We start from the raw sequence: 22,848 nt of genomic DNA, 5'->3' as shown, positions 1-22,848 counted from the left end.
GCTGAAAAAAATCACCTCAACCCAGATCCGACGATGAAGTTTTCACACCTGCACGTGCATACGCAGTTTTCGCTGCTGGACGGGGCCGCCGACATCAAGGGGCTCTATAAAAAAGCGATGGGCGATGGCCAGCCCGCGCTCGCCATCACCGACCACGGTAACATGTTCGGGGCATTCCAGTTCGTGGCGGAAGCCTATAATCACCGGCTTAACCCCGACGACCCTAAAGATAAACGCCTGAAAGTGAAGCCTATTGTGGGTTGCGAATTTTATCTCGTGGAAAACAGGCACAAACGCCAGTTCACCCGCGAAGAAAAAGACATCCGCTACCACCAGGTCCTACTCGCGAAAGACGACCAGGGATACCGCAATCTCATCAAATTATGCTCCCTCGGGTATATCGAAGGCCTGTACGGCAAATATCCCCGTATCGATAAGGAACTTATCCTCCAATATCATCAGGGCCTCATCGCCACCACCTGCTGCCTCGGCGCCTCCGTTCCCAAAACCATCCTCAAAAAAGGCGAAGAGGAAGGCGAAAAGGAATTTAAATGGTGGCTGGATATTTTCGGCGAAGATTTCTACGTCGAAATGCAACGCCACGGCATTCCCGAACAGGAAAAAGTGAACGAAGTGCTCGTGCGCTTCGCGAAGAAATACAATGTAAAGATCATCGCCTCCAACGACTCGCATTACGTTGACCAGGCCGATGCCAACGCGCACGACATCCTCCTCTGCATCAACACCGGCGAAAAGAAAAGCACGCCGTCGATGAAGGAGTTTTCCGACGACGACGTCATGGTTAAAAACAGGCGTTTCGCTTTCTATAACGATCAATTCTATTTCAAGTCGACCGAAGAAATGACCAAACTCTTCGCCGACCTGCCCGCATCCATCGACAATACCAACGAGATCGTGGACAAGGTGCAGCTGCTCGACCTGAAGCGCGATATCCTCCTCCCCAACTTCCCCATTCCGAAGGAATTTTTCACGCAAGACCAATACCTGCGGCACATTACGTATGAAGGCGCCCGCGGCCGGTACGCGGAAATCACGGCGGAAGTGGAGGAACGGCTCAATTTCGAGCTGGACGTTATCGAGAAAATGGGTTTCGCCGGTTACTTCCTCATCGTGTCCGACTTCATCAAGGCCGGGCGCGACCTCGGGGTGTTCATCGGCCCGGGACGCGGTTCCGCCGCGGGTTCCGCCGTGGCATACTGTATCGGGATCACCAATATCGACCCCATTAAATACGACCTGCTGTTCGAAAGGTTCCTCAACCCGGAACGTAAGTCCATGCCCGATATCGATACGGACTTCGACGACGAGGGCCGGCAAAAAGTGATCGATTATGTGGTGGAAAAATACGGCAAGCAGCAGGTGGCCCAGATCATCACCTACGGTACCATGGCGGCGAAAATGTCGATCAAGGACGTTGCCCGCGTGATGGACCTGCCCCTGCAGGATTCCAACGCCCTGGCCAAGCTGGTGCCCGATAAACCGGGGATTCAGCTGGACAGGATCTTCAATGCCCCGCTGGACGGGGACAAGAGCCTGCAGGACAAGGAAGGCCTGGGCCCGGAAGACATGGAAAACGTGAAAAAGCTGCGGGAACTGATCAAGGGCGAGGATTTGCAGGGCGAAGTGCTCCGCGAGGCCTGCGTACTGGAAGGTTCCGTGCGGAATACGGGCATTCACGCGGCGGGTATCATCATCGCGCCGAAAGACCTTTCCGAGCTCATTCCGGTGACCACGGCGAAGGATTCCGACCTGCTCGTGACGCAGTTCGAAGGCAACGTGATCGAAAGCGCCGGCGTCATCAAGATGGACTTTTTGGGTTTGAAAACCCTTACCATCATCAAGGGTGCGCTGGAAATGATCAAAAAGAACCATGGCATCGACATTGTTATCGACAATATCCCGCTGGACGATCAGAAGACGTTCGAGCTGTATCAACGCGCTGAAACCAACGCCACGTTCCAGTTTGAAAGTCCGGGAATGCAGAAATACCTCCGCGAGCTGAAGCCCGACAAATTCGCCGACCTCATCGCCATGAACGCCTTGTACCGTCCCGGCCCGCTCGAGTACATCCCCCTGTTCATCCGCCGTAAACACGGCCTGGAACCGGTGACGTACGACGTGCCCGTGATGGAGGAATACCTGGCGGAAACTTACGGGATCAACGTATACCAGGAACAGGTAATGCTTCTTAGCCAGAAAATGGCCAACTTCTCCAAAGGTGATGCGGATATCCTGCGTAAGGCCATGGGTAAGAAACAGAAGGCCGTGCTGGACAAAATGAAGGCCCAGTTCATGGAAGGCTGCAAGCAGAACGGGCACGACCTGAAGATGTGCGACAAGGTGTGGACCGACTGGGAAGCGTTCGCATCCTACGCGTTCAACAAATCGCACTCCACCTGTTACGCTTTCGTGGCGTACCAGACGGCTTACCTGAAGGCGCACTACCCGGCGGAATACATGGCATCGGTGCTGAACAACGCCTCCAACCTGGAAAAGATCACCTTCTTCATGGAGGAATGTAAGCGCATGGGGCTCGACGTATTGCCGCCCGACGTGAACGAATCGTTCAAGGGTTTTGCCGTGAACCGGAAAGGCCAGGTGCGTTTCGGGCTGGCGGGCCTCAAGGGCGTGGGCGAAGCGGCGATCGAAAATATCATCGAAGAACGGGAAAAGAACGGTGCGTACGCGACGATGTTCGATATGATCAAGCGGGTGAACCAGCGCGCGGTGAACCGGAAATCGCTGGAGGCGCTCGCCATGTCGGGTGCGCTCGACTGCTTTGCTGAACTGCACCGTGCACAATATTTCCACAAACCGGACGGCGATACCACAACCGGATTGGAGAAGATCGTAAAGTTCGGACAACAGGTTTCCGCGGAGAACGCCACTTCCGGCGGGCTTTTCGGGGATTCGCTCATGGCGGAGATCGTTCCGCCGAAAATCCCGCCCTGCGATCCCTGGCCGCTGACCATCAAGCTGAACAACGAACGCGAAGTAACGGGGATTTACATCTCCGGCCACCCGCTAGACGATTACAAGTTCGAGCTGAAGCATTACCATATGAGCCCGCTGTCAGACATCACCGAATACCAGAACCAGATCAGCGGTGCGTCTGACAACAACAAAGGCAAGGCGAAAGATTTCCGCATGGCCGTGTACGTCAGCAGCGCAGTGGAGCGCATTTCCCGCAACAACAAGCAATTCGGCATCATGACGCTGGAAGATTATTCCGGCAAGTTCGAATTTGCGCTTTGGAGCGAAGACTTCCTCAAGTTCACGAACTATTTCAAACAGGGCCTTTGCCTGTACGTGAACGGCGGATTCAAGCCGAGGCGCTTCAACGAAAACGAATACGAATTCAAGATCAATAGCATGCAGCTGCTGCAGGAAGTGAAACGGAACCAGACCCGGAAAATCGGTATCGTGACGATGCCGCAATTCATCACGCCGGAAATCGTGGATTTCCTGGCAGACAATGTGTCACGCAATCCCGGCAAAAGCGAAATATATTTCCAGTTGGTGGACCGCGACGAAAATCTGTCTGTAAGGATGCATACCTTCAATAAACACGTGGAAATGAATGACGAATTGGCACATTGGCTGGATCAGCAGCCGGACCTGGATGTCTGGATAGATATTGCCAATAAGTAAGTAGAGAAATCCTATAACTCCGGATGTCAAAAAAGCAGTAGTTTTACACCGGATTGATTTTTGAGTATACATCAACGCCAATCATTAAATTATAAACTTTTAAATCTATACAAAATGGCTTTAGAATTCACAGATGCGAACTTCAAATCTAACGTGCTCGATTCGGATAAACTCACCGTGGTTGACTTCTGGGCAGAATGGTGCGGCCCCTGCCGCGCGATCGGTCCGGTTATCGAAGAGCTGGCGAAAGACTACGATGGTAAAGTGAACATCGGTAAAGTGAACGTGGACAACAACCCGCAGGTGTCCATGAACTACGGCATCACCAGCATCCCCGCTATCCTGTTCATCAAAAACGGCCAGGTGGTAGACAAACAAGTGGGTGCTGCTCCGAAAGCAGTGCTGGATAAAAAAATTCAGGCGAACCTCTAATCGGGTTGGCACATATTGAAAAAGCCGTCCTGGTACATTCCGGACGGCTTTTTTATTGCAATGAATTGATCCTCAATATTTAAATTTCTTTCACCTCTACTAACGGATGAGATCGAAAGTACCTTTCTTGTCTTGCAGCTCCAGCTTTCCATCTGCCTGCCAGAACCCGAACCGGATGACGTAGACATAGGTGCCGATGGGTTGGGGTTTGCCGTTATGGGTACCGTCCCAACCCTTGCGATGGTCGGTAGTGGTGAAGAGGAGATTCCCCGCCCGGTTATATATCTGCATGCTGAAAGCCATTACCGCTTTCGATTTGGGGCGGAAAACGTCGTTCACCCCGTCTTTATTGGGAGAAAACGCATTCGGCATCGCCAGCATGGAAGCATAATCGATCATGACGTTCACCGTATCTGCTGCGATACAATTGGCGCCGGTGAGGGTGCGGACGATGTATTGCGTGGCTACCAGCGGCCTGGCGGGCGTTTCCGGACAAACCGGGCAGGCGATGTTGCCCTGGGTCACCGGGCTCCAGATGTAATCCGCCGCATTGCCGGCCCTGAGCGTAAACGCATCCCCGATGGAAACGACGGTATCGGGCGTCAGAATGCTCATCCTCCCCAGGTTCAGGTTCGGTATATAGATACTCGCCGCGCGCTGGCAACCGTTGGCATCCATGAGCTGCGCGCTGTATATCCCCGCGCCCAGGCCTTTCACTTCCGTATCGTTCACCACATTCCCGTTCCACGTAAGGCTATAAGGCGCCACGCCGCCCTGCGGACTGAAACCCACCCATCCTTTCAAGCGGTTACAGGTATCTTGCCAGGCCGTATACGGTAACATGAGGGCATCCGGCTGAACAAGTGTAACCTGTTGGCTATCAAGACAATAAGCGTTTCTAATATACACTTTATATGATCCCGCGCCGAGGTCCTGGAAATCGGGAGAAGGCCCGAAAGCGCCGTTATTGAGCGCGAATTGCAGCGGCGCCGTGCCCTGGCTGACCTGCGCCAGGATGGAGCCGTTGGCAGACCCGAAACAGCTGGGACCGTTGCTGGTGGCGCTGGTGGTCAGCGTCCGCAGCAGATCGCGGGTTACCGCGAAGTTGTAGAGGCCGGAACAACCGTTTTTATCCGTGATACTGACCACGTAGTTCCCGATCGGGAGATTTTTGAATTCAGGGGAATTGCTGGTAGCGCCGCCGTTCAGCCGGAACGCATACGGCGCCGTACCACCGGTGACCTGCAGTTGCACTTCGCCTTCTGCGTGGTTGCAATCCACGTCCTGCACCGTGCCGGTAGTCGCCACGGCGGAAGTGATGGAAATATCGATGGCGTCGGTGACGGTACATCCGCCATTGAACACGCTTACGCCGAAAGTGCCGGAAGCGGTTACGGTAATGGCGCGATCGTCTTCCCCGTTCGTCCAGCCATACCTGAAATTCGGCCCGGGCCCTGCGTCGAGGGAAACGGGCGAGCCATTGCAGATCACGATATTATTTTGCCCCAGCTCCACGACGGGAACGGGCAGTACCACGATATTCCTGCAGAAGCTCCGCTGGTTGAGGCTGCCGATGTCGGTGATCAGGTTGATGGTATAGGTGCCGGGCTGATCGTATGTGATGGAAGGCGGCGTTTGGCCGGCGAAATTCGGGATGGAAGCGTTATTGCAACTGCCGACCGTGAGCCGCGTGATCCCGCCCGTTCCCACATCGGGGATGAACGCATGCAGATCGTTCCCGGTACGGAAAACCGAAGAAATGGACGCCGGGAAATCCAGGATATTCCCCGGATTGCCAAAAGTGGAAGCGGTAGCCGCGCCGGTAATGCCCCCCGCGAGATCGACCCTGACCAGGGAATTATTCCCGTTATTGATGACCAGCAGGAAGGTTTCGCCGCAATCCTGGTACACGGCCACATCGCGCGGTTCGCTCAGCAATCCGCCCATGGTGCCCAGGTTGGTACCGGTGGGCGTATTGGTGAGATTACTCCCGAAATCGTACCGTACCAGGTTATTGTTCTGGTTCGTGACGAACATATGCCAGTTGGGCCCTTCTTTCACCATATGCAATCCGTAAGGCACGTTCATAAGCCCGCCGACGTTGCCCAGGTTCACCATTACCGGGACCGCCGTAAAATCGGTGCCGAATTCGAACCGCGTCAAGGTATGGTTTTGCTGGTTGGTGGCGAATCCGTAATACCTGCCGCCTTCCTGGACGATAAACAGATCGTAAGGATAAGCCAGCACGTTGCCGACATTACCCCAATCCACACCACCGGTGGGCGTACTGGCCCAGGAAGCCCCGAAATCCAGCCGAACGATCTTCGGTACGGACATCGAGTTGCCGCCTACGACAACGAGGTGTTTGCCGGCTGCATCTTCCACGGCCTGCACGCCTTCGGCATTATCGGGCATGATACCGGCAAATTGGGTGAGCGTTGTGAAAGCCGGCGTATTGAGAAGGCTGTTCCCGAAATCGAGGCGGGTGACGTTGCGGTCGAAGTTGTTGATCACGAATACGTAAAACCGGCCGTTTTCCTGGGTGATGACACTATGGGCGGGCCCGTTGAGGCTGGCACCGAAGTTTCCGAGGTTCGTGAGCGCAGGTGGGGAGAACAGGCTGCCGGAACAGAAATTCCAGAACCATGTGCCCACACCGGCAGACTGGTCAGTGATGTTGACAGGGGTACCGACACAAACGGTGTCCGGCGCCATAAAGCTGGCTGTTTGGGCGTGAACGGTAAGGGACTGACAGAGGACCAAACAAATGAGGTATAGGTATAAGCGCATTACTTTGACGATTCAATATGATTCGGCGCGGGAAAGATATTATTTTTTTCGATATTTTGTTCCAGTTTTATTTACTTTCCTTATTTTGCCGGGTGTATCACCTCTTGTCTTGACCTTATCTTACTTTCATACCACATGTTACATTGGGAGAATATCGCCCGTGGTGCACTGGGCATGTCGTTTCTTGTGCTCGTATGTTACCTCCTGAGCAACAACCGGCGCGCAGTTAACTGGCGGCTTGTAGGAATGGGGATCTGTGCGCAGGTCATGTTCGCCATGGGTGTGCTGGACACGCGCGTGGGCGGACAACCGGTGTTCTGGCTGCTTTTCGGCATCCTGATCACCGTTTTCACCGTTCGGCGGGTGATACGCAGGGCGAAAGAAGGCTTCGGGCCGATGGGCGACCCTGTTGCCTGGCTGCTGTCGCTGGCGGCGCTGGCGGGGTTCTTTTTCGGGATCGTGCGCAGCCCGGATTACCAGCTGCCGGCTGTAGCTTTTGCGGCGGGACTGATCCCCATTTTCGTCATGGCCAAGTTCCTGCCCAAAAGGAACATCGAACTGCTCAAATGGACCGTGCTGGCCGCCTGCTTCCTGCTCACGATCTCCGTATACCTGCAATGGTGCCCGCCAGACGTGTTCCGCCGCGCCCTCAGCACCGTATCCTCCGCTTTCGTAGACCTCATCAACATCAGCCATAAAGGGACGGACTTCATGTTCGGGAAACTCGCCGACCCGTCGGGCTCCTGGGCTTATATCTTCGCCGTCCAGGTGCTGCCCAACATCATTTTCTTCGCGGCGCTGTCGTCTATCCTTTACTACCTCGGCATTCTCCAGAAAATCGTTTTCGTTTTCGCATACCTGCTCAACAAGATGAAGATCTCCGGCGCGGAAAGCCTTTCCACCGCCGCCAACATCTTTCTCGGGCAAACCGAAGCGCCCCTCATGATCCGGCCGTATCTCGACAAAATGACGCGTTCCGAGATCATGCTCATCATGGTCGGCGGATTCGCCAACACCGCCGGCAGCGTCATGGCCGCATACGTAGGCATGCTCGGCGGAACGGACGAGCTGGCCAAGGAATACTTTTCGCTCCACATGCTCAGCCAGAGCATCATGAGCGCCCCCGCCGCCATCGTTTGCGCCAAACTCATGTTCCCCGAAACGCAGGACCACCTCATTCAAAAAGACCTGCAAATCCCCAAAGAAAAACTGGGCGACAACTTCCTCGACGCCATATCCCTCGGCACCACAGACGGCCTGAAACTCGCCGTGAACGTGGGCGCCATGCTCATCGTGTTCACCGCCATGATGTATGTCGTAAACGCCATGCTCGGCTGGGTCGGCGATCAAACCAACCTGAACGCGTACATCACCAATATGAGCGGCGGGCGGTACACCTCCCTTTCGCTGGACATGATCCTCGGCTACCTCTTCTCCCCTATTGCCTGGCTCATCGGCGTAGCATCGGCCGATATCCTGGCCGTAGGGCAACTCCTGGGCATTAAAACCGTACTGAACGAATTCCTTGCATATCAATCCCTGTCGCAAATGAAGGAAGCCAACGTGATCCGCGATCCAAAGTCGCTCCTCATCGCCACTTACGCACTGTGCGGCTTCGCCAACTTCGCGTCTATCGGCATCCAGATCGGCGGCATCAGCCAGCTGGCGCCCAACCAGCGCAAAAACCTCACGGAACTGGGGCTCAAGGCGCTCATCGGCGGAACGATCGCCTGCCTGATGTGCGGCTGTATTGCCGGGGCGCTCAGCTAGAAAAAATTCCATCCGAACGGTAAAACCTGGCATTCAGCGGGTTGGCCGGGAAAATCCGCCTTTTTGCAGGATGGCCCTCCAAATAACGTTTTCCATGTTTACTTTTACAACCAATCATATCAATATCACCTATAACCAGATTCGCTTGCGTATTTTCATCCTGATCGCCCTTATGGCCACGTCTGCCGCCGCTTTCGCCCAACGGAAATGCGGTACCGACGTCGCGCTCCAGCAAAAACTACAATCACAACCGCTCCTGCAGGATAAACTGCGCGTGATGGAACAACAGCTCCGTCGCACCAAAACCCGACCCGGGCCGTTCCGGACCTTCAACCGCGTCACCATTCCCGTGGTAGTCCACATCGTACTGCCGGACCCGGCGGAGGTGACGGACGAGCAGATTCTCGACCAGCTGGCATCCCTCAATCTCGATTATATCGCCCAAAATACGGACGTGTCGCAGGTCCCCGCGGTATGGCAAGCCCTCACCGGCAACCCGGAAATCCAGTTCTGCCTGGCCGCGCGCACGCCCGACGGCGACCCTACCAACGGTATCACGCGGACGGTCTCCAACCGCACCTTCCCTATCGACAATGCCGGCGCCGAAGTGAAATATGCGGGTACGGGCGGCGTAGCCGGCTGGGATTCCGACCGTTACCTCAACATTTGGGTTTGCGAACTGCGCGATAATTACCTCGGCGTGGCTACTTTCCCGCAGCTGTACGTGCCGGAAGAACAGGGCGTGGTAGTGCATTACAGGGCATTCGGCAGCTCGGGCTCCGCGCGCCCGCCGTTCAACCTCGGCCGCACGCTTACGCACGAAATCGGGCACTTCTTCAACCTCTACCACATCTGGGGCAATACCGACAGCAATACCTGTACAGACGACGATAACGTAGCGGATACGCCGCCGCAGGGCGAACAGAACTACAACTGCCCGAACGGCGTGCTGACGGACAATTGCAGTCCCGCAGCGCCGGGGCTCATGTACATGAATTACATGGATTACGTGAACGATGCCTGCATGCATTTCTTCACTTCGGGCCAGACCGACCGTATACGGACCGCCCTGGAAACCCAGCGCGCTTCGCTGATGTTTTCAGACGGCTGCCAGCCGGTAGACCAGAAAGCCAACGATGCTTCCGTGAACGCGGTGGAGCGGCCGGTCGGCTACCTCTGCGAACAGGGGCAGACGCCGCGCGTGGTGTTGAAGAACCGGGGATCGGCGGCTTTGACGAAAGTAACCATTCGATATACCGTGAATAACGGAACGCCGGTGGATTTCGATTGGACGGGCAACCTGGGCTCCCTGGCGCAGGCGGTGGTGGACCTGCCGCCGTTTACCGCCCCGATCGGCGCGGCCACGTTACAGGCCTATACCGTGAATCCCAACGGGGTGGCCGACGAGCAGCCGGAAAACGATTCCACATCCGTAGATATGACGTTTGCCACGCCGTCGGCATTCCCGCTGGCGGAAGGGTTCGAGAACGCCGGGTTCCCGCCGGCCGGGTTTACCGTGCTCAATCCGGACCGCGGCCCCACCTGGCAGCGGACCGATTACGGCAGCAACAGCACGCATTCCGCCGTGATGCGCAACTTCTTTTACAGCACCAATCATGCGATCGACGATCTGCTGGGCCCCGGCATGACCAATACCGGCAGCGATTCCGTACGCCTGGTTTTCGACATCGCGGCGGCTACTACCACGCCCATCGGTACGGCCGGAACGATGTGGGATACGCTGGAAGTGATGGTGACCTTCGATTGCGGGCAAACGTTCATCCCGACAGGTTACAAGAAATGGGGGACCACGCTGGTGACGCGCCGCATCCCGACGGATACCGAGTTCTACCCCACGGCCAACGAATGGCGGCGCGATACGGTGGAATTGACGCATATCATCAAGGGACGGGCCTTCCGCGTCGTGTTCCGCAATACCTGCAACTGGGAGAACAATGTGTATCTCGATAATATCCGGCTGGAAAGCCGCCCCGTGCATCCGGAGTTGCGGGAAAACGGGATGCTTATCTGGCCGAATGCTTTCCGCGACCGGTTTTTCGTGGAGTTTTTACAGTGGCCGGAAGACCTGAAAGGCGTAGCCGTTTATGATGCGCTGGGGCGCGAAGTGTACCGCCGGGAATCGCTGCAGCGGAGCGGAAACAGGGTGACAATTGATTTGGTAAATGCCCCAAATGGTGTTTACTTTGTAAAGTTATTCTATAGCCAATCGGTAAGGACTTATAAAATAGTGAAAGCAAAATGACGACGAACTCAGGACCGAAACCGGCGCTTGCCGCCCTCCTTGCAGCTACTACGCTCGACAGCCGGCTGAAGACGATCGCAGACAAGGTAATGGCGCAGGAACGGATTTCGCAGGAAGACGGCATCGTGCTGTTTGAAAAGGGAGATGTAGGTTTGCTCGGCGCCCTGGCCAATCATGTTCGCGAAAGGATGCACGGGAACAAGACGTATTTCAACCGCAACTTTCACATCGAACCCACCAACGTTTGCGTTTTTACCTGCAGATTCTGCTCCTATTCCAAATTATACAAAAACCGTGAAGAAGGCTGGGAACTGAGCGTGGATGAAATGCTCGACATCGTGAAGAAATACGATGGCCAGCCCGTGACCGAAGTCCACATCGTAGGCGGCGTTCACCCCAAGATGCAGATGGAATTCTTCATGGACCTCATGCGCAAGATCAAAGCCCACCGGCCCGACCTTCACATCAAAGGTTTCACCGCCGTGGAACTGGATTACATGTTCCGCAAGGCGAAATTGAGCACCGAAGAAGGGATGTGCCTCATGCACGAAGCCGGCCTGCAAAGCATGCCCGGCGGCGGCGCAGAGATCTTCCACCCCGATATTCGCGCGCAGATCTGCCACGATAAGGTGGACGGAGACGGATGGCTCGCCATCCACCGCGCCGCCCACAACACCGGCATGGTCACCAACGCCACCATGCTGTACGGCCACGTGGAGCAATACTGGCACCGGGTAGACCATATGGAGCAACTCCGCCGGCTGCAGGACGAAACCCATGGTTTCAACACCTTCATCCCCCTCAAGTTCCGCAACAAAGACAACGAGATGGCGAACGTTCCGGAATCCTCCATCGTGGAAGACCTGAAAATGTACGCCATTGCCCGACTTTATATGGACAACTTCCCCCACCTGAAGGCGTACTGGCCCATGCTCGGCCGCAGCACGGCGCAACTGACGCTTTCCTTCGGCGTGAACGACCTCGACGGTACCATCGACGATACCACCAAAATCTACTCCATGGCAGGCGCCGAAGAGCAGAAACCGTCTATGAGCACCGCCGAACTGGCCATATTGATCCGCCAGGCCGGGAGGGCGCCTATCGAAAGGGATACGGTCTACAACGAAATCCGCGACTTTTCCAATGTGGAATTCACGGACGATGAATTCAAAAACTGACAGAACTGTTAATATTTCCAAAAGAGGAAAGGCATCGCTTTTCCTCTTTTGCTTTTTTACTACCTTCAAACCTCTAAAAATCCGTAAAATGAAGCAACTCAACCTGGTACTGGCCCTCGCGGGCGCTATGTACCTGGCCGCCTGCCAGCCGAAAGGCGGGCAACAGGGCGATAACGCCTCCGCTACTACAGACACTGCCACCTCCCCCACCGCCAATACACCCGCGGCAGACGATGGCCCGGTGTTCACCAAGGAAGGCGAACTGTCTTTCATCAGCAAAGCAAAAGGCGATACGATCAAAACCATCGATATCGAACTGGCACAGACAGACGAAGAGCGCGCCCTCGGCCTCATGAACCGCAAATCCATGCAAGACACGCAAGGCATGCTGTTCATTTTCGAAGCCGCCTCCGAACAATCGTTCTGGATGAAAAACACCTACATTTCGCTGGATATCATGTATGTAGATGCCAATAAAGAAATCGTCTCCATCCGTAAATACACCACTCCGCTCAGCGAAGACGGCGTTCCGTCCCTCAAACCGGCGCAATATGTGGTAGAAACCAACGCCGGGTTCTCCGACAAATATCATGTGCAGGTGGGCGACAAAATCGCATTCACCAAACTGAAATAAATTTACACAAGCCCGCGCTTGTAAGCTTCCTTGATCAGTCCTGCGGCGTTCTTTACCTGCAATTTCTGTATGATGTTGAAACGGTGGGTATCGACGGTCCGCAGGCTGACAAACAGCTTGTCCGCGATTTCGCGGCTGCTGAATTCCCGGGCGATCAGTTCCAGTATCTCCGTTTCGCGCCGCGTCAGCACATCCTTCTTCCGCAATCGCTTTTTGTGCTGGAACAGGTCTTCCAGCAACATCGCCCTTACTTTGGTATCGATATACTGTTTCCCTTCGAAAACCGCTTCCAGCGCGGCCAGCAGTCCTTCTTCGTCCATGCTTTTCAATAAGTAACCGGCCGCCCCGGCCCGCATGACCTGCTTTACCTCCACGGTTTCCTGAGTGGCAGACATGCCCACGATACGGCATTCCGGGAAATCCCTCCGCAGCATCTTGCACAATCCTGCCACGTTCTGTTCGGGCATGTGGAGATCGAGCAGGAGAATGTCAACTGGCACACGGCTCAGTTCGGCGCCCAGGTCGCGCCAGTCCGTCAACGAGAAAACCGTCTCGATATGCGGATGTGGGGCAAGCATGGCCGCGATCCCCTTGCCGATCACGGGGTGGGCATCGGCAATTCCCAGCCTGATCTTCATACTATATGGCATTTTGAGGTTAAAGGACGAAATTACTCATCAGGCGTTGGAAATGCATGGTTTAGCAGGGTACGTATCACATGCTTATGTGGTAGTAATGGTACTTAGGCAACGCCTCCCCGAAAATTACGCGCTGCTGCGTATGCCGCGGCCCCGGCTGCAGGATAATTTTGCGGCAAAACTCTCTCATGAAGCGACCCAACACAGCTCTCATCACCGGCGCCAACACCGGCATCGGCCTCGCACTTTCCGCCAGGCTCCTCGGCCAGGGATACCGTGTGATCGGCACATCACGGTCGGGATATATCGACGCACTGAGCCATCCGCAATTCTTCTGCCTCCAGCTCGACGTCCGCGATCCGGCCAGCATCGAAGCCTGCAGGCAATCCCTCGCCGGCATGTCTACCTATATCGATCTGCTTATCAACAATGCAGGCGTGGCCGACGACGTATTCGAAACCGTTCCGGAAAGAACATCTTTCGAAAACACCTTCTCCACCAACGTTACCGGGCTGGTGTTTTTTACCGAAGCCGTGATCGGGCTGGTGCCTCCCGGCGGACAGGTCATCAACATTTCGACGGACATGTCATTGCTCACCGAAATCGCCATGAACGGCCCGGCTTACCGGATGTCGAAAGGCGCGGTGAATATTTACACGAAAATGCTGGCGCAGCGGTTGACGGAAAAGAAAATAACGGTGACTGCGGTACATCCGGGCTGGGTGCGCACCAAACTCGGCGGCGATCAGGCGCCGTTGTTGCCGGAAGCCTCCGCCGCGGGGATCCTCGACATCATTTTCGCGCAAAAGGAAAGCGGGGAATTCCGGAATGTGGCTACCGGAAAGCATTTCGCACTGTAGAAAAAATTACTTCAGCTCCTCCATCGTAAACGATTTCTGGCGGCCTTTGTATTTTTTGCGGACGGCCTGCACCTCGCTCTCGGAGACCTTATCGGCCTTGTTGCTCCACGCGTTGCGCAGGAAGCTCATCAGTTGCGCGATGTCTGCGTCGGAGAACTCGTCGTTGCTGGCGATGCCCGGCATGTCGCCGTTGATCTCGGGGGATTTGTACACTTTACCGTTGACCTGTACGGGCCCGGTGAGGCCGTATAGCACGATGGCGATGAGGCGTTCCTTTTTCCCGGTCACGATCTCGGAGTGATTGAGCGGCGGCGCGAGGGATTGGATGCCTTCGCCGTCTGCGCCATGGCAGGTTTGGCAGATGGTTTTGAAGAGCAGGTTGCCGCGGGGGAATTCGCGGACGAGGGCTTCATCCAGCCGTGCCTTACGGTGGTTGGAGATATCGACCAGCACCTTTTCCAACCGGCGGCGGATGACCAGGTTGGTATCGGCGTTCCAGGTTTTGATGGCAGACAGCAGTTCGGTTTCTTTGTCTTTCGCATTGCTGATGACCGCGTCCGCGATAACTTTATCGTTGGGATAACGTTGCCAGATGCTTGTCAGGACGGCTTTTGCGGCCGACGGGTCTATCTTCGCGACAAACGGGAGGATCCATGCCGCAACCGGCGCGGTTGCTTTCGCAGTGGCGGCATCCGTGATTTTCGGAAGGAGATGCTGCATATTGGATTTGTTCAGCACCGATGGCAAAACCGATAGCGCCTGGCGGCACAAGGCAGCTTTCGTTGTATCGAGCAATGGCAGCACATCTTCCGCCGTAAGCGCGTGGAGGCCTTCCAGGGCCCAGAGCGCGTGTTGCCGGCTGTAATCATTATTAGAACGCAATATTTCACGCAATTGCGGAACAAGCGCTTCCTGCTGTCCGTCCACGATCAATTGTTGCGCGAGGTCGCGCACCCATCCGTTCTCATGCTTCAGCGCCTTTACCCAATCTGCCGGCGTATCGCCTATTTTGAAGGTTTCCGGTTTCGAATTTTCGGGAATGATGCGGTAGATGCGGCCGCAGTTCAGCGGATCGGTGAGCCCGCGCATCCCGATCTCGTTTTTCAGGTAAGGCGTGAGGTAAGTTTTATGCTGGATGATGCCGCGGTACATGTCTAACACATACAGCGCCCCGTCCGGACCAAGGTAAAGGTTTACGGGGCGGAAACGCTCGTCGGTGCTGGCCAGGAATTCGCGCCCGGCGTAGGCCTGTTTGCCTTTCACGAAATAGCCGCTATCGTTGAGGATGTTACGTTTGATGAGGTTCGCGGAAGGCTCGGCCACGAAGGCGTTGTTCAGAAATGCAGCGCCGAAAAGCGGGTCGCGGTAAATCACGGGGCCGCAGGCCGCGGTGAAGTTGACGAGGCGGAGACTGTCGTCCAGCACGCCTTTCATATATCCGCGGTTGACGCCCGGCGTGGGGCGGACGGGATAGGTACGGTTATCGGGGACGATGTTCTCGTCGTACCCTTCCACCCGGCGCTGGTTGGGATTATTGCGGCCGAGGCCCGGGGGAAAATAATCGCCCAGCAGGTTTTCGGAGTTGTTATTGTAGAAGAGCCGGCCCTCGCTGTCTTGCGTGATGCCCCATTGCCCGCGGAAATGGGTTTCCTCTTTCCGCCATTTCCCGTTTTCGAGGCGATAGCGTTTGGCGGATTTGGCGGAATAGATCCAGTTGTCCATAGCGCGGAGAAGGCCATTGGGCTGGTGTTCCACGTTGCCGCCTTCGGTGTACAGGGAATCGACGAGGGTTTTGCGGCCGGGTTTGTCGTTATCGATTTCGACGTACCACAGGCGCGGGGGCTCGGCAACCAGCAGGCCGTTGCCGACGATGGCGAGGGCGCGCGGGAGGATGAGGGAGTCGAGGAACACGGTGCGGGTGTCTGCACGGCCGTCGCCGTTGGTATCTTCAAGGATAACGATCTTTCCGTTGGGAACGTTTTCGCCGGTGCCGGCGGTGTCTGGCATATAGCCGGTCATTTCCGCGACCCACATACGGCCGTGGCGGTCGAACGTCATGGCAACGGGCACTACGACCTGTGGTTCGGCGGCAACGGACTGGATGGTGAAGCCTGCTTCGAGCCGGAAGGAACGGAGGGCATCTTCGGGAGAGAGCACGGGGCTTTCCGCGAAATCCTTCCGCATGGCGAGCGAGTCTTGTTTCGCGCCTTTGCCTGCGGGCTGGCAGGCGGCGAGCGCCCACAGCGCGAGTAATCCCCCGAGATAAGTCAGTTTCCTGGTGCTAAAGCCTCCCTTCATGCTTTGAAATCGATTGTATTGCGTCGAAAATATACAAATCCTGCCCGGAAGTCAAAAATTTGCGGGGGCTAAAATAAGATTTGGAAGGGCAAAAACGATGTAAATCTTGACCAGCGGCAAGTGGTTCGACGAATTATTCGATCGCCGTAGCCTGGGAGCTTTCCAGTTCCCACGCCTCTCCTTTCTTAACGGCCACGGCCTCCCCGAACTGGTATCCCAACCGGAAATGGATGGTCGCCCGCTGGAGGGATTTGTCGAATTGGATCCGGTTCACGAGGGGATGACTGATGACATACCAGCCTTCGTTGTGCTTTGTGATCACCAGCACCCATTTCCGCAGCCATTCTCCGCGGCCGAGGGACTCGCTGGTAACCGGTTTTTCTGATTTCCCTTGCAGGAATCGCGGCAGCACCGAGTCGTATGCGGCGGTCAGATACAGGGGCTTTCCGGCGCTTTGGGCCACTGCGGGCCGGAAATCGCGCAGCGTGTCGGGCGTTCCCTCCACTTCGATCGCCAGTTCCTTCGGGAGCACGACGTATGGCTGGCCGGTATAGATACCTTTACCACCGGGCTCCCATTCGCCCAGGCTTTCCACTTTATCCGGCCGGAACACCAGTGCAAAAACTTCATAGGCGGCTTTCTCCTTTTCGCTGCTGAAACCGGTATTCGGCTGCAACGCGTTGCTCCATTGATCGAAAAAGGCACCGAATCCCGTGGAATCCTGCCCGGCGCAATAACTGTCCAGGAATAACACGGCTTTGTCGGCAGCGATGGGATAAGGGGGCAAATCAACAACCTTGCCGGACGCGCTGGCACCACCGCAGGAAGCGAATAACATACAAACAGGTAGCAAATATCTCATACAAACGGGGATTTTACATCCGGACATTCAAAATTCACGGATGCTGTAAATATATTAAAGAAACTTTCTACGGAATACATCCCGCAACTGCGAGTATCCGTTCATCAAACTACCTACCACGAAATTCTCTTTCAGGTTGTTGCGCACGGTGCTTCGCATGATCCGCACCACCACGTCTTTCTCCACTTCGCCCTTCTCCTTCACCTTCGCCAGCAGGTTTACGGCGATGAAACCCAACAGCGCGCCGAACAGGAAGAGGAAGTTCCAGTCCTGCAGCTCGATGATGTGCAGGGATTTCGTCCACCGGGGCCCTCCCCACTCCGCGTCCACTTTCAAATGGCGGCCCGTGAAATAGTCGGCCAGGATACCGCCGGCCAGCGGCGCCAGCGCGGAAAAGATGGCGGTAACGATGTTCTTGGCGGAAAGATAAATGATGGCGTCGGCCGTGGGCGCTAGTTTCAGGCCGATGTTGGTGAGGCTGAGATTGATCCCCGCGTTCGAGAAACCCATCAAAATATGAATGAGCGACAGCAACACGAGGTTCGGCCAGAGGAACGACCAAATCCCTACAAAGCACCATGCCAGCAAACAGATAATATACAGCGGTGCCCCGATGGCGATGATGGTTTTGTTGCTATACCGGTCCGCAAACTGGCCCCAGAGGCGGATCGTGAGGATACTGCTCACCTGGCTGAGGATCGTAAAGCCGATGATGTACGACAGCGGCAGGTTCATGCTTTTCATCATGAACACGTTGAAAAACGGCGCGGCGATGTTCACGGCAAACACCCAGGCGGAGTTGAACACGAGCAACCGGCGGAAATTCGGGTCGCGCAACGGGCGGCGGAGCATGACGAACACGTTTTCCCGCGGCAGGACCCTCTTTGGCTCCGGCGTTCCCGCCAACATGGAGGAACCGATCAGGCCCGCCGTTCCAGCCAGTACGAACATCAAACCGTAACTCTGCATTTCCCTTTCCGGGAAATAGCCCTTCACATAATCCAACCCCAGCGCCAGCAGCAGGCTCAGCACCACGTTGAGCGATTGCATGAGGGCGCTCCTTTGCCCGAAAAACGTACCCAGCCGGTTTTCGGGGATCAGGTCCTTCATCCAGGAATTCCAGCTGGCGCCGGCGACCGCGCCGGAGAGATAATAAAAGAATAATACGGGAATGAGCAGTTCGATCGAAAGTACCCCGGGGAAAAAGACCGGCACCAGGCCGATGAGCACCAGCGGCACCCGCGCCAGTACCGAGCCGGCTACCGTTATGGCGCGCCGGTTATTGAACTTCCTGACCAGCCAGATCGCGATGAGCTGGAACATGTTCACCATGGTCGGCAAGGCCGCGATGAGACCCAACTGGAGGTTGCTGGCCCCCAGTAAGATGGCCATCGCCACGATGAAGGCGCCCCCGGTCAGCGTGGTCATCGCTTCCGAAAACAATCCGTCCCAAACTACCTTCCGCAAGCCCTTTTCCACTTCCTGTTCCGTCAATACTTCTGTCGGCTGTAAGTTCATGTACCAGGTTTGGTGCTTACGCACAATCTTTGTGCCGGATAAAGCCGTTAAACGGGTGATTTACATGAAAACAGGCGCCCCGTTCCGGACGCGCCCGTCCCTATCGCATGTGATGTTTTTTCTAGTTAAGACTGCGGAAGTCTACCGGCACCAGTTTGCTCACGCCCGGCTCCTGCATGGTAACCCCGTAGATCACGTCTACCGCCGCCATCGTCTGCTTGTTGTGCGTAACGATGATGAACTGCGAGTTGTCGGAGAACTTGCGGATCATATTGGTGAATTTGCCTACGTTGGCATCGTCGAGCGGGGCGTCCACCTCATCGAGGATACAGAACGGCGCGGGCTTGATGAGGTAAATGGCGAACAGGAGCGCCGTGGCGGTGAGGGTCTTCTCTCCACCCGACAACTGCGTGATGGCCGCAGGGCGTTTTCCTTTCGGTTTGGCGATGATCTCGATGCCGGTATCCGCCAGGTTGGTGGGGTCGTTCAGGATCATATCGCACTGGTCTTCTTCGGTAAACAGCGCCTTGAACACGCGGATGAAGTTTTCCTTCACCTGGTTGAACGTGTCGAGGAACTTCTGGTTGGCTGTGGATTCCACTTCCTGGATCGTTGCCAGCAGCGATTCCTTGGCGTTCACCAGGTCGTTTTTCTGCTCGAGGATGAACTCGTACCGCTTTTTCATCTCGGTATATGCTTCGATGGCCGTGGGGTTGATCTCGCCCATGTTCTCAAGGCGCTTTTTCAACCGCTCGGCGTTGGCCTGCAGGTCTTCGACAGTCTGCGTACCCGTACGGTCTTCGTCCAGGATTTCGTCGAGGTTTACCTTGAACTCCACGCTGAGGCGCTCTTTCATGGACGCCAGTTGCAGCTTCAGTTCGTTCACCTTGTCTTTGATCTGGTTGAGCTGCTGATCGAGCATATCGCGCGTTTTCTGCTTGGAGCGGAGCACGCTTTCCAGTTCCTGGAGGTGGTTACGGAAATTATAGTATTCCTGGTCCTTTTCGTTCACGGCTTTTTCCTCTTCCTCGCGGCGGCGGAACAGTTCCAGCAATCCGTCTTCGGAGGTATTGAGCCGGTCTTCGGCCGCGGCGATGTTGCCGGCGGTATCTTCCAGCTGCCTGCGGTTGCTTTCGATCTGGGCGTGCAGGTCTGTCAGTTGTTTGCGCTTGAATTCCAGTTCCTGTTTGAGGGCCTGCACCTTGCTTTGCTGGCGCGTATGCTGGAGGTTCTGGTTGTTGTACTGGATGTTGGCCTGGTTGAACTGCTGCTCCGCTTCCTGGCTCGCGCGCTCGGCGGCCACGATGCTGTCGTGCAGACTGTTCACCCGGTCGTTGAGGGTATCCAGTTCATCCCTCACGGTGGAAATCGACTGTTCGTTGGTAGCGAGGGAACCTTCCATTTCGGCGAGGCGTTTATTGCCCGTTTCGATCATGTGGTGGAAGTTCTCGATACGGTTTTGCAGGCCGAACAGTTGGTTATTGAGTTGGTTGACGCGCTCGCGGGCGGCGTTGATCTTGTTTTCGTTGAGCTGGCTGTTGTAGCCCAGCACTTCGTCGTGCTTGGCCTGGAGTTTCGTTTTGAGGGAGCTTACCACGCCTTCCAGTTCGCGGATTTCCGCGTCGAGCTTTTCGAGGTTCTTGGCGCGGCCGAGCTTCTTCCCTTCGAACAAACCTACGGAACCGCCGTTCATGCTGTATTTCCCGCGGTGCATCCTGCCCGATTTCTCGGTGATGAGCACGTCTTGCTCCGGCAGCTCGCTGAAATTGATGGATGCGAGATCGTCGGACACGAATACTTTGCCGAGCAGGTAATTGCCCAGGCCTTTGTATTTCTCGTCGATCTCTACCACATCGAGCGCCGGGATGGTGCCGGGCGGTGTAAAGAGGCCGCCGGCCTGGTGGTTGAACTGGTCGAGGATGAAGAAGTTGGCTTTGCCTTTCTTGTTGCCGTCGAGCAGGCGGATGGCCTGAACGGCTTCTTCGGCGTTGTTGACCACATAATAGTTGAGATACGGCTCCAGCAGGTTTTCGATGCAGGTGCGGTAATCTTCCTTACAAAAAAATATGTCTGACAGGATGGGCGCTTTATTGTTCCATTCATTGTTCTTTTTGAGGAACTTGATGGATTCGGGATAGCCTTCCAGGCTGTCTACGAGTGATTTGAGGAGGTCGTATTCGTTCTTTTTGGAATCGAGTTTCCGGTTTTCGTCTACCAGTTTGTCGCGCAGCCCTTCGATCTCGCCCTGAGCGGTGAGGATCTTGCCTTTGGTTTCTTCCTGGAAGGCGATCATGTCTTCCAGTTCCTCTTTGGAGGTCTGGAGGTTATCCTGCAGGGTTGTTTTTTCATCTTCCAGCTGCTGGATCTGGGCGAGGCGGGTGGTCTTTTCCTCCTGGAGCTGCTGGATGCCGCGCTGGAGGTTCTGGACGGAGGTATCGGCGACGGCCACTTTCTTTTCCGCTTCGAACTGCTGGCGTTGCCATTGTTGTTGATCGCGGCGGAGGTTTTCGAGGTGGAGTTTTTTCTCGGAGAAGTGTTGTTTTTTCTCGTCCACCATTTCCTGGAGGGTTTCCAGTTCGTCCTGCATGGATTCGAATACTTCGGCTTCGTCGGTCACCTGCGTTTCGGTGAACGCGATGGATTCGGTGAGGCCGTTGAGCTGTCCTTCCGCGCTGCCGAGGAAGTCGGTGATGCCTTTTTCCCGTTCGCGGAGGTAGGTCAGCTGTTGGGAAGCGAGGTTTTTATCGTTTTCTTTCGTGCGGATGGTGGAAACGAGCTCGTTGAAGGAGCGTTGCAGAACCTGGAGCTCGCGTTCCTTGGCCACGAAATGGAGCTTATCCTGTTCCACGGCGGCTTCGTCTGTGGAGATTTCGGCTTCCAGGGCGAATTTCCGGTCGGTTTCCTGCTGTTGTTGCTCGGTGAGGTCGCGGAAGGTGATGTTAAAACCTTCGAGGGCGGCTTTGGCGAGCTCTATGCTGGCTTCTTTATAGTCTTTTTTGATCTCGTAATAGCGTTCGGCTTTTTTGGCCTGGCTTTCGAGGGTTTTGAGGTTGTTATTGATTTCGAAGAGGAGGTCTTCGATACGGTTGAGGTCGCCTTCGGTGGCGTCCAGTTTGGATTTGGCTTCTTTTTTACGGGTTTTGTAGATGGAGATCCCGGCGGCTTGCTCGAGCATGCGGCGGCGGGAGTTTTCCTTGTCCTTGATGATATCGTCTACCATCCCGAGCTCGATGATGGCGTAGGAGTCTGTGCTGACGCCGGTGTCTAGGAAGAGGTTATGGATATCTTTGAGGCGGCAGGCCACATCGTTGAGCCGGTATTCGGAGTCGCCGTTTTTGTAGAATTTGCGTGTGATCGTAACCGTGGTGAATTCCGTCGGGAGTACGTTCTTGTTGTTCTCGAAAGTGAGGCTCACTTCGGCCATACCGGAGGCGGAACGGGTGCGGGAGCCGTTGAAGACGAGGCCGGCCTGGTTTTCGGAACGGAGGTTGGAGATCTTGTGCTCGCCGATCACCCAGCGGATAGAGTCGATGATATTACTCTTTCCACAGCCGTTCGGGCCGATAACACCGGTCACGCCTTCGTCGAAATGCAGTACGGTCTTATCCGCAAAACTTTTGAAACCCTTGATCTCTAATGTTTTTAAACGCACATTTGTCGGATTACGAATTACGAAAGATGAAGCAGCAATCCCCGGAAACACCATTCCCGAAACATTCCTGCGCCATGATTTGGCCGCCAAAGATAATCGAATTCTGCTGATTCCAGCACTGCGCGGGGTTGCCAGCCGTGGCGGCGGTTTTCAGATATGGCAACGGGGCGTTCGATCTCACTTCAGTAAGTTATCGCAAACCGGTAAATGTGAATAAGGAATTTATACACACATGGGGATAATTTATACACCACAATAGTAAATAATAACCACTATCTTAC

Annotated in this window: 14 protein-coding genes; 8 read left to right on the top strand and 6 right to left on the bottom strand. The window is 55.4% G+C overall.

Features of this window, described 5'->3' with window-relative positions; genetic code table 11:
* Positions 1-33 precede the first annotated feature (33 nt).
* The gene (dnaE, locus tag EJ361_RS14805) at positions 34-3,672 is read left to right on the top strand and encodes a DNA polymerase III subunit alpha (protein ID WP_126246404.1); all 3,639 of its coding nucleotides are present in this window, start codon (positions 34-36) and stop codon (positions 3,670-3,672) included.
* Between the two features lie 114 nt (positions 3,673-3,786).
* Positions 3,787-4,104 (top strand): thioredoxin, encoded by a 318-nt coding sequence (gene trxA, locus EJ361_RS14800; protein WP_126246403.1) that lies wholly within the window; start codon positions 3,787-3,789, stop codon positions 4,102-4,104.
* Between the two features lie 99 nt (positions 4,105-4,203).
* On the opposite strand, the gene EJ361_RS14795 is transcribed toward trxA, so the two are convergent.
* Positions 4,204-6,819, bottom strand: coding sequence for a T9SS type B sorting domain-containing protein (locus tag EJ361_RS14795; protein ID WP_164714248.1), 2,616 nt, complete (start codon positions 6,817-6,819; stop codon positions 4,204-4,206).
* A 210-nt stretch (positions 6,820-7,029) separates the two neighbouring features.
* On the opposite strand from EJ361_RS14795, the gene EJ361_RS14790 reads away from it, so the two are divergent.
* The 4 genes from EJ361_RS14790 to EJ361_RS14775 all read left to right on the top strand — a co-directional run bounded on the left by EJ361_RS14790 (position 7,030) and on the right by EJ361_RS14775 (position 12,739).
* Positions 7,030-8,664, top strand: coding sequence for a NupC/NupG family nucleoside CNT transporter (locus EJ361_RS14790; protein ID WP_126246401.1), 1,635 nt, complete (start codon positions 7,030-7,032; stop codon positions 8,662-8,664).
* Between the two features lie 94 nt (positions 8,665-8,758).
* Positions 8,759-10,927, top strand: coding sequence for a M43 family zinc metalloprotease (locus tag EJ361_RS14785; protein ID WP_164714247.1), 2,169 nt, complete (start codon positions 8,759-8,761; stop codon positions 10,925-10,927).
* Positions 10,924-12,105: an aminofutalosine synthase MqnE gene (gene mqnE, locus EJ361_RS14780; protein WP_126246399.1), complete on the top strand. Its 1,182-nt coding sequence runs from the start codon at positions 10,924-10,926 to the stop codon at positions 12,103-12,105. The genes EJ361_RS14785 and mqnE overlap by 4 nt, the downstream gene beginning before the upstream one ends.
* An 88-nt stretch (positions 12,106-12,193) precedes the next feature.
* Positions 12,194-12,739 (top strand): DUF192 domain-containing protein, encoded by a 546-nt coding sequence (locus EJ361_RS14775; protein WP_126246398.1) that lies wholly within the window; start codon positions 12,194-12,196, stop codon positions 12,737-12,739.
* 2 nt (positions 12,740-12,741) lie between these two features.
* Here the strand turns inward: EJ361_RS14775 and EJ361_RS14770 are convergent, their stop codons facing one another.
* Positions 12,742-13,377: a LuxR C-terminal-related transcriptional regulator gene (locus tag EJ361_RS14770; protein ID WP_164714246.1), complete on the bottom strand. Its 636-nt coding sequence runs from the start codon at positions 13,375-13,377 to the stop codon at positions 12,742-12,744.
* A gap of 188 nt (positions 13,378-13,565) precedes the next feature.
* Here EJ361_RS14770 and EJ361_RS14765 point away from each other — a divergent pair, with 188 nt between their 5' ends.
* A complete protein-coding gene (locus tag EJ361_RS14765; protein WP_126246396.1) occupies positions 13,566-14,237 on the top strand; it encodes an SDR family NAD(P)-dependent oxidoreductase in 672 nt (223 codons plus the stop codon).
* Positions 14,238-14,243: 6 nt separating this feature from the next.
* Here the strand turns inward: EJ361_RS14765 and EJ361_RS14760 are convergent, their stop codons facing one another.
* From EJ361_RS14760 to smc, 4 genes are all read right to left on the bottom strand, one after another.
* Positions 14,244-16,535: a DUF7133 domain-containing protein gene (locus EJ361_RS14760; RefSeq protein WP_126246395.1), complete on the bottom strand. Its 2,292-nt coding sequence runs from the start codon at positions 16,533-16,535 to the stop codon at positions 14,244-14,246.
* Positions 16,536-16,668: 133 nt separating this feature from the next.
* A complete protein-coding gene (locus EJ361_RS14755) occupies positions 16,669-17,397 on the bottom strand; it encodes a hypothetical protein (RefSeq protein ID WP_126246394.1) in 729 nt (242 codons plus the stop codon).
* 54 nt (positions 17,398-17,451) lie between these two features.
* Positions 17,452-18,915, bottom strand: coding sequence for an MFS transporter (locus EJ361_RS14750; RefSeq protein WP_126246393.1), 1,464 nt, complete (start codon positions 18,913-18,915; stop codon positions 17,452-17,454).
* Positions 18,916-19,036: 121 nt separating this feature from the next.
* Entirely contained in the window at positions 19,037-22,567 is a 3,531-nt protein-coding gene (smc, locus tag EJ361_RS14745; protein WP_126246392.1) for a chromosome segregation protein SMC, read from the bottom strand.
* Here smc and EJ361_RS14740 point away from each other — a divergent pair.
* Positions 22,542-22,784 carry a hypothetical protein gene (locus EJ361_RS14740; RefSeq protein WP_126246391.1) on the top strand — a complete coding sequence of 81 codons (243 nt, stop codon included), beginning with the start codon at positions 22,542-22,544 and terminating at the stop codon, positions 22,782-22,784. The two genes, smc and EJ361_RS14740, sit on opposite strands and share 26 nt — an antisense overlap.
* The last annotated feature ends 64 nt before the right edge of the window (positions 22,785-22,848 follow it).

This window comes from Chitinophaga rhizosphaerae (genome assembly GCF_003958645.1).
In the GTDB taxonomy this organism is placed as follows: domain Bacteria; phylum Bacteroidota; class Bacteroidia; order Chitinophagales; family Chitinophagaceae; genus Chitinophaga; species Chitinophaga rhizosphaerae.
Note: the sequence above shows the minus strand (reverse complement) of the source record. Positions and strands in the feature narration are given on the sequence as shown.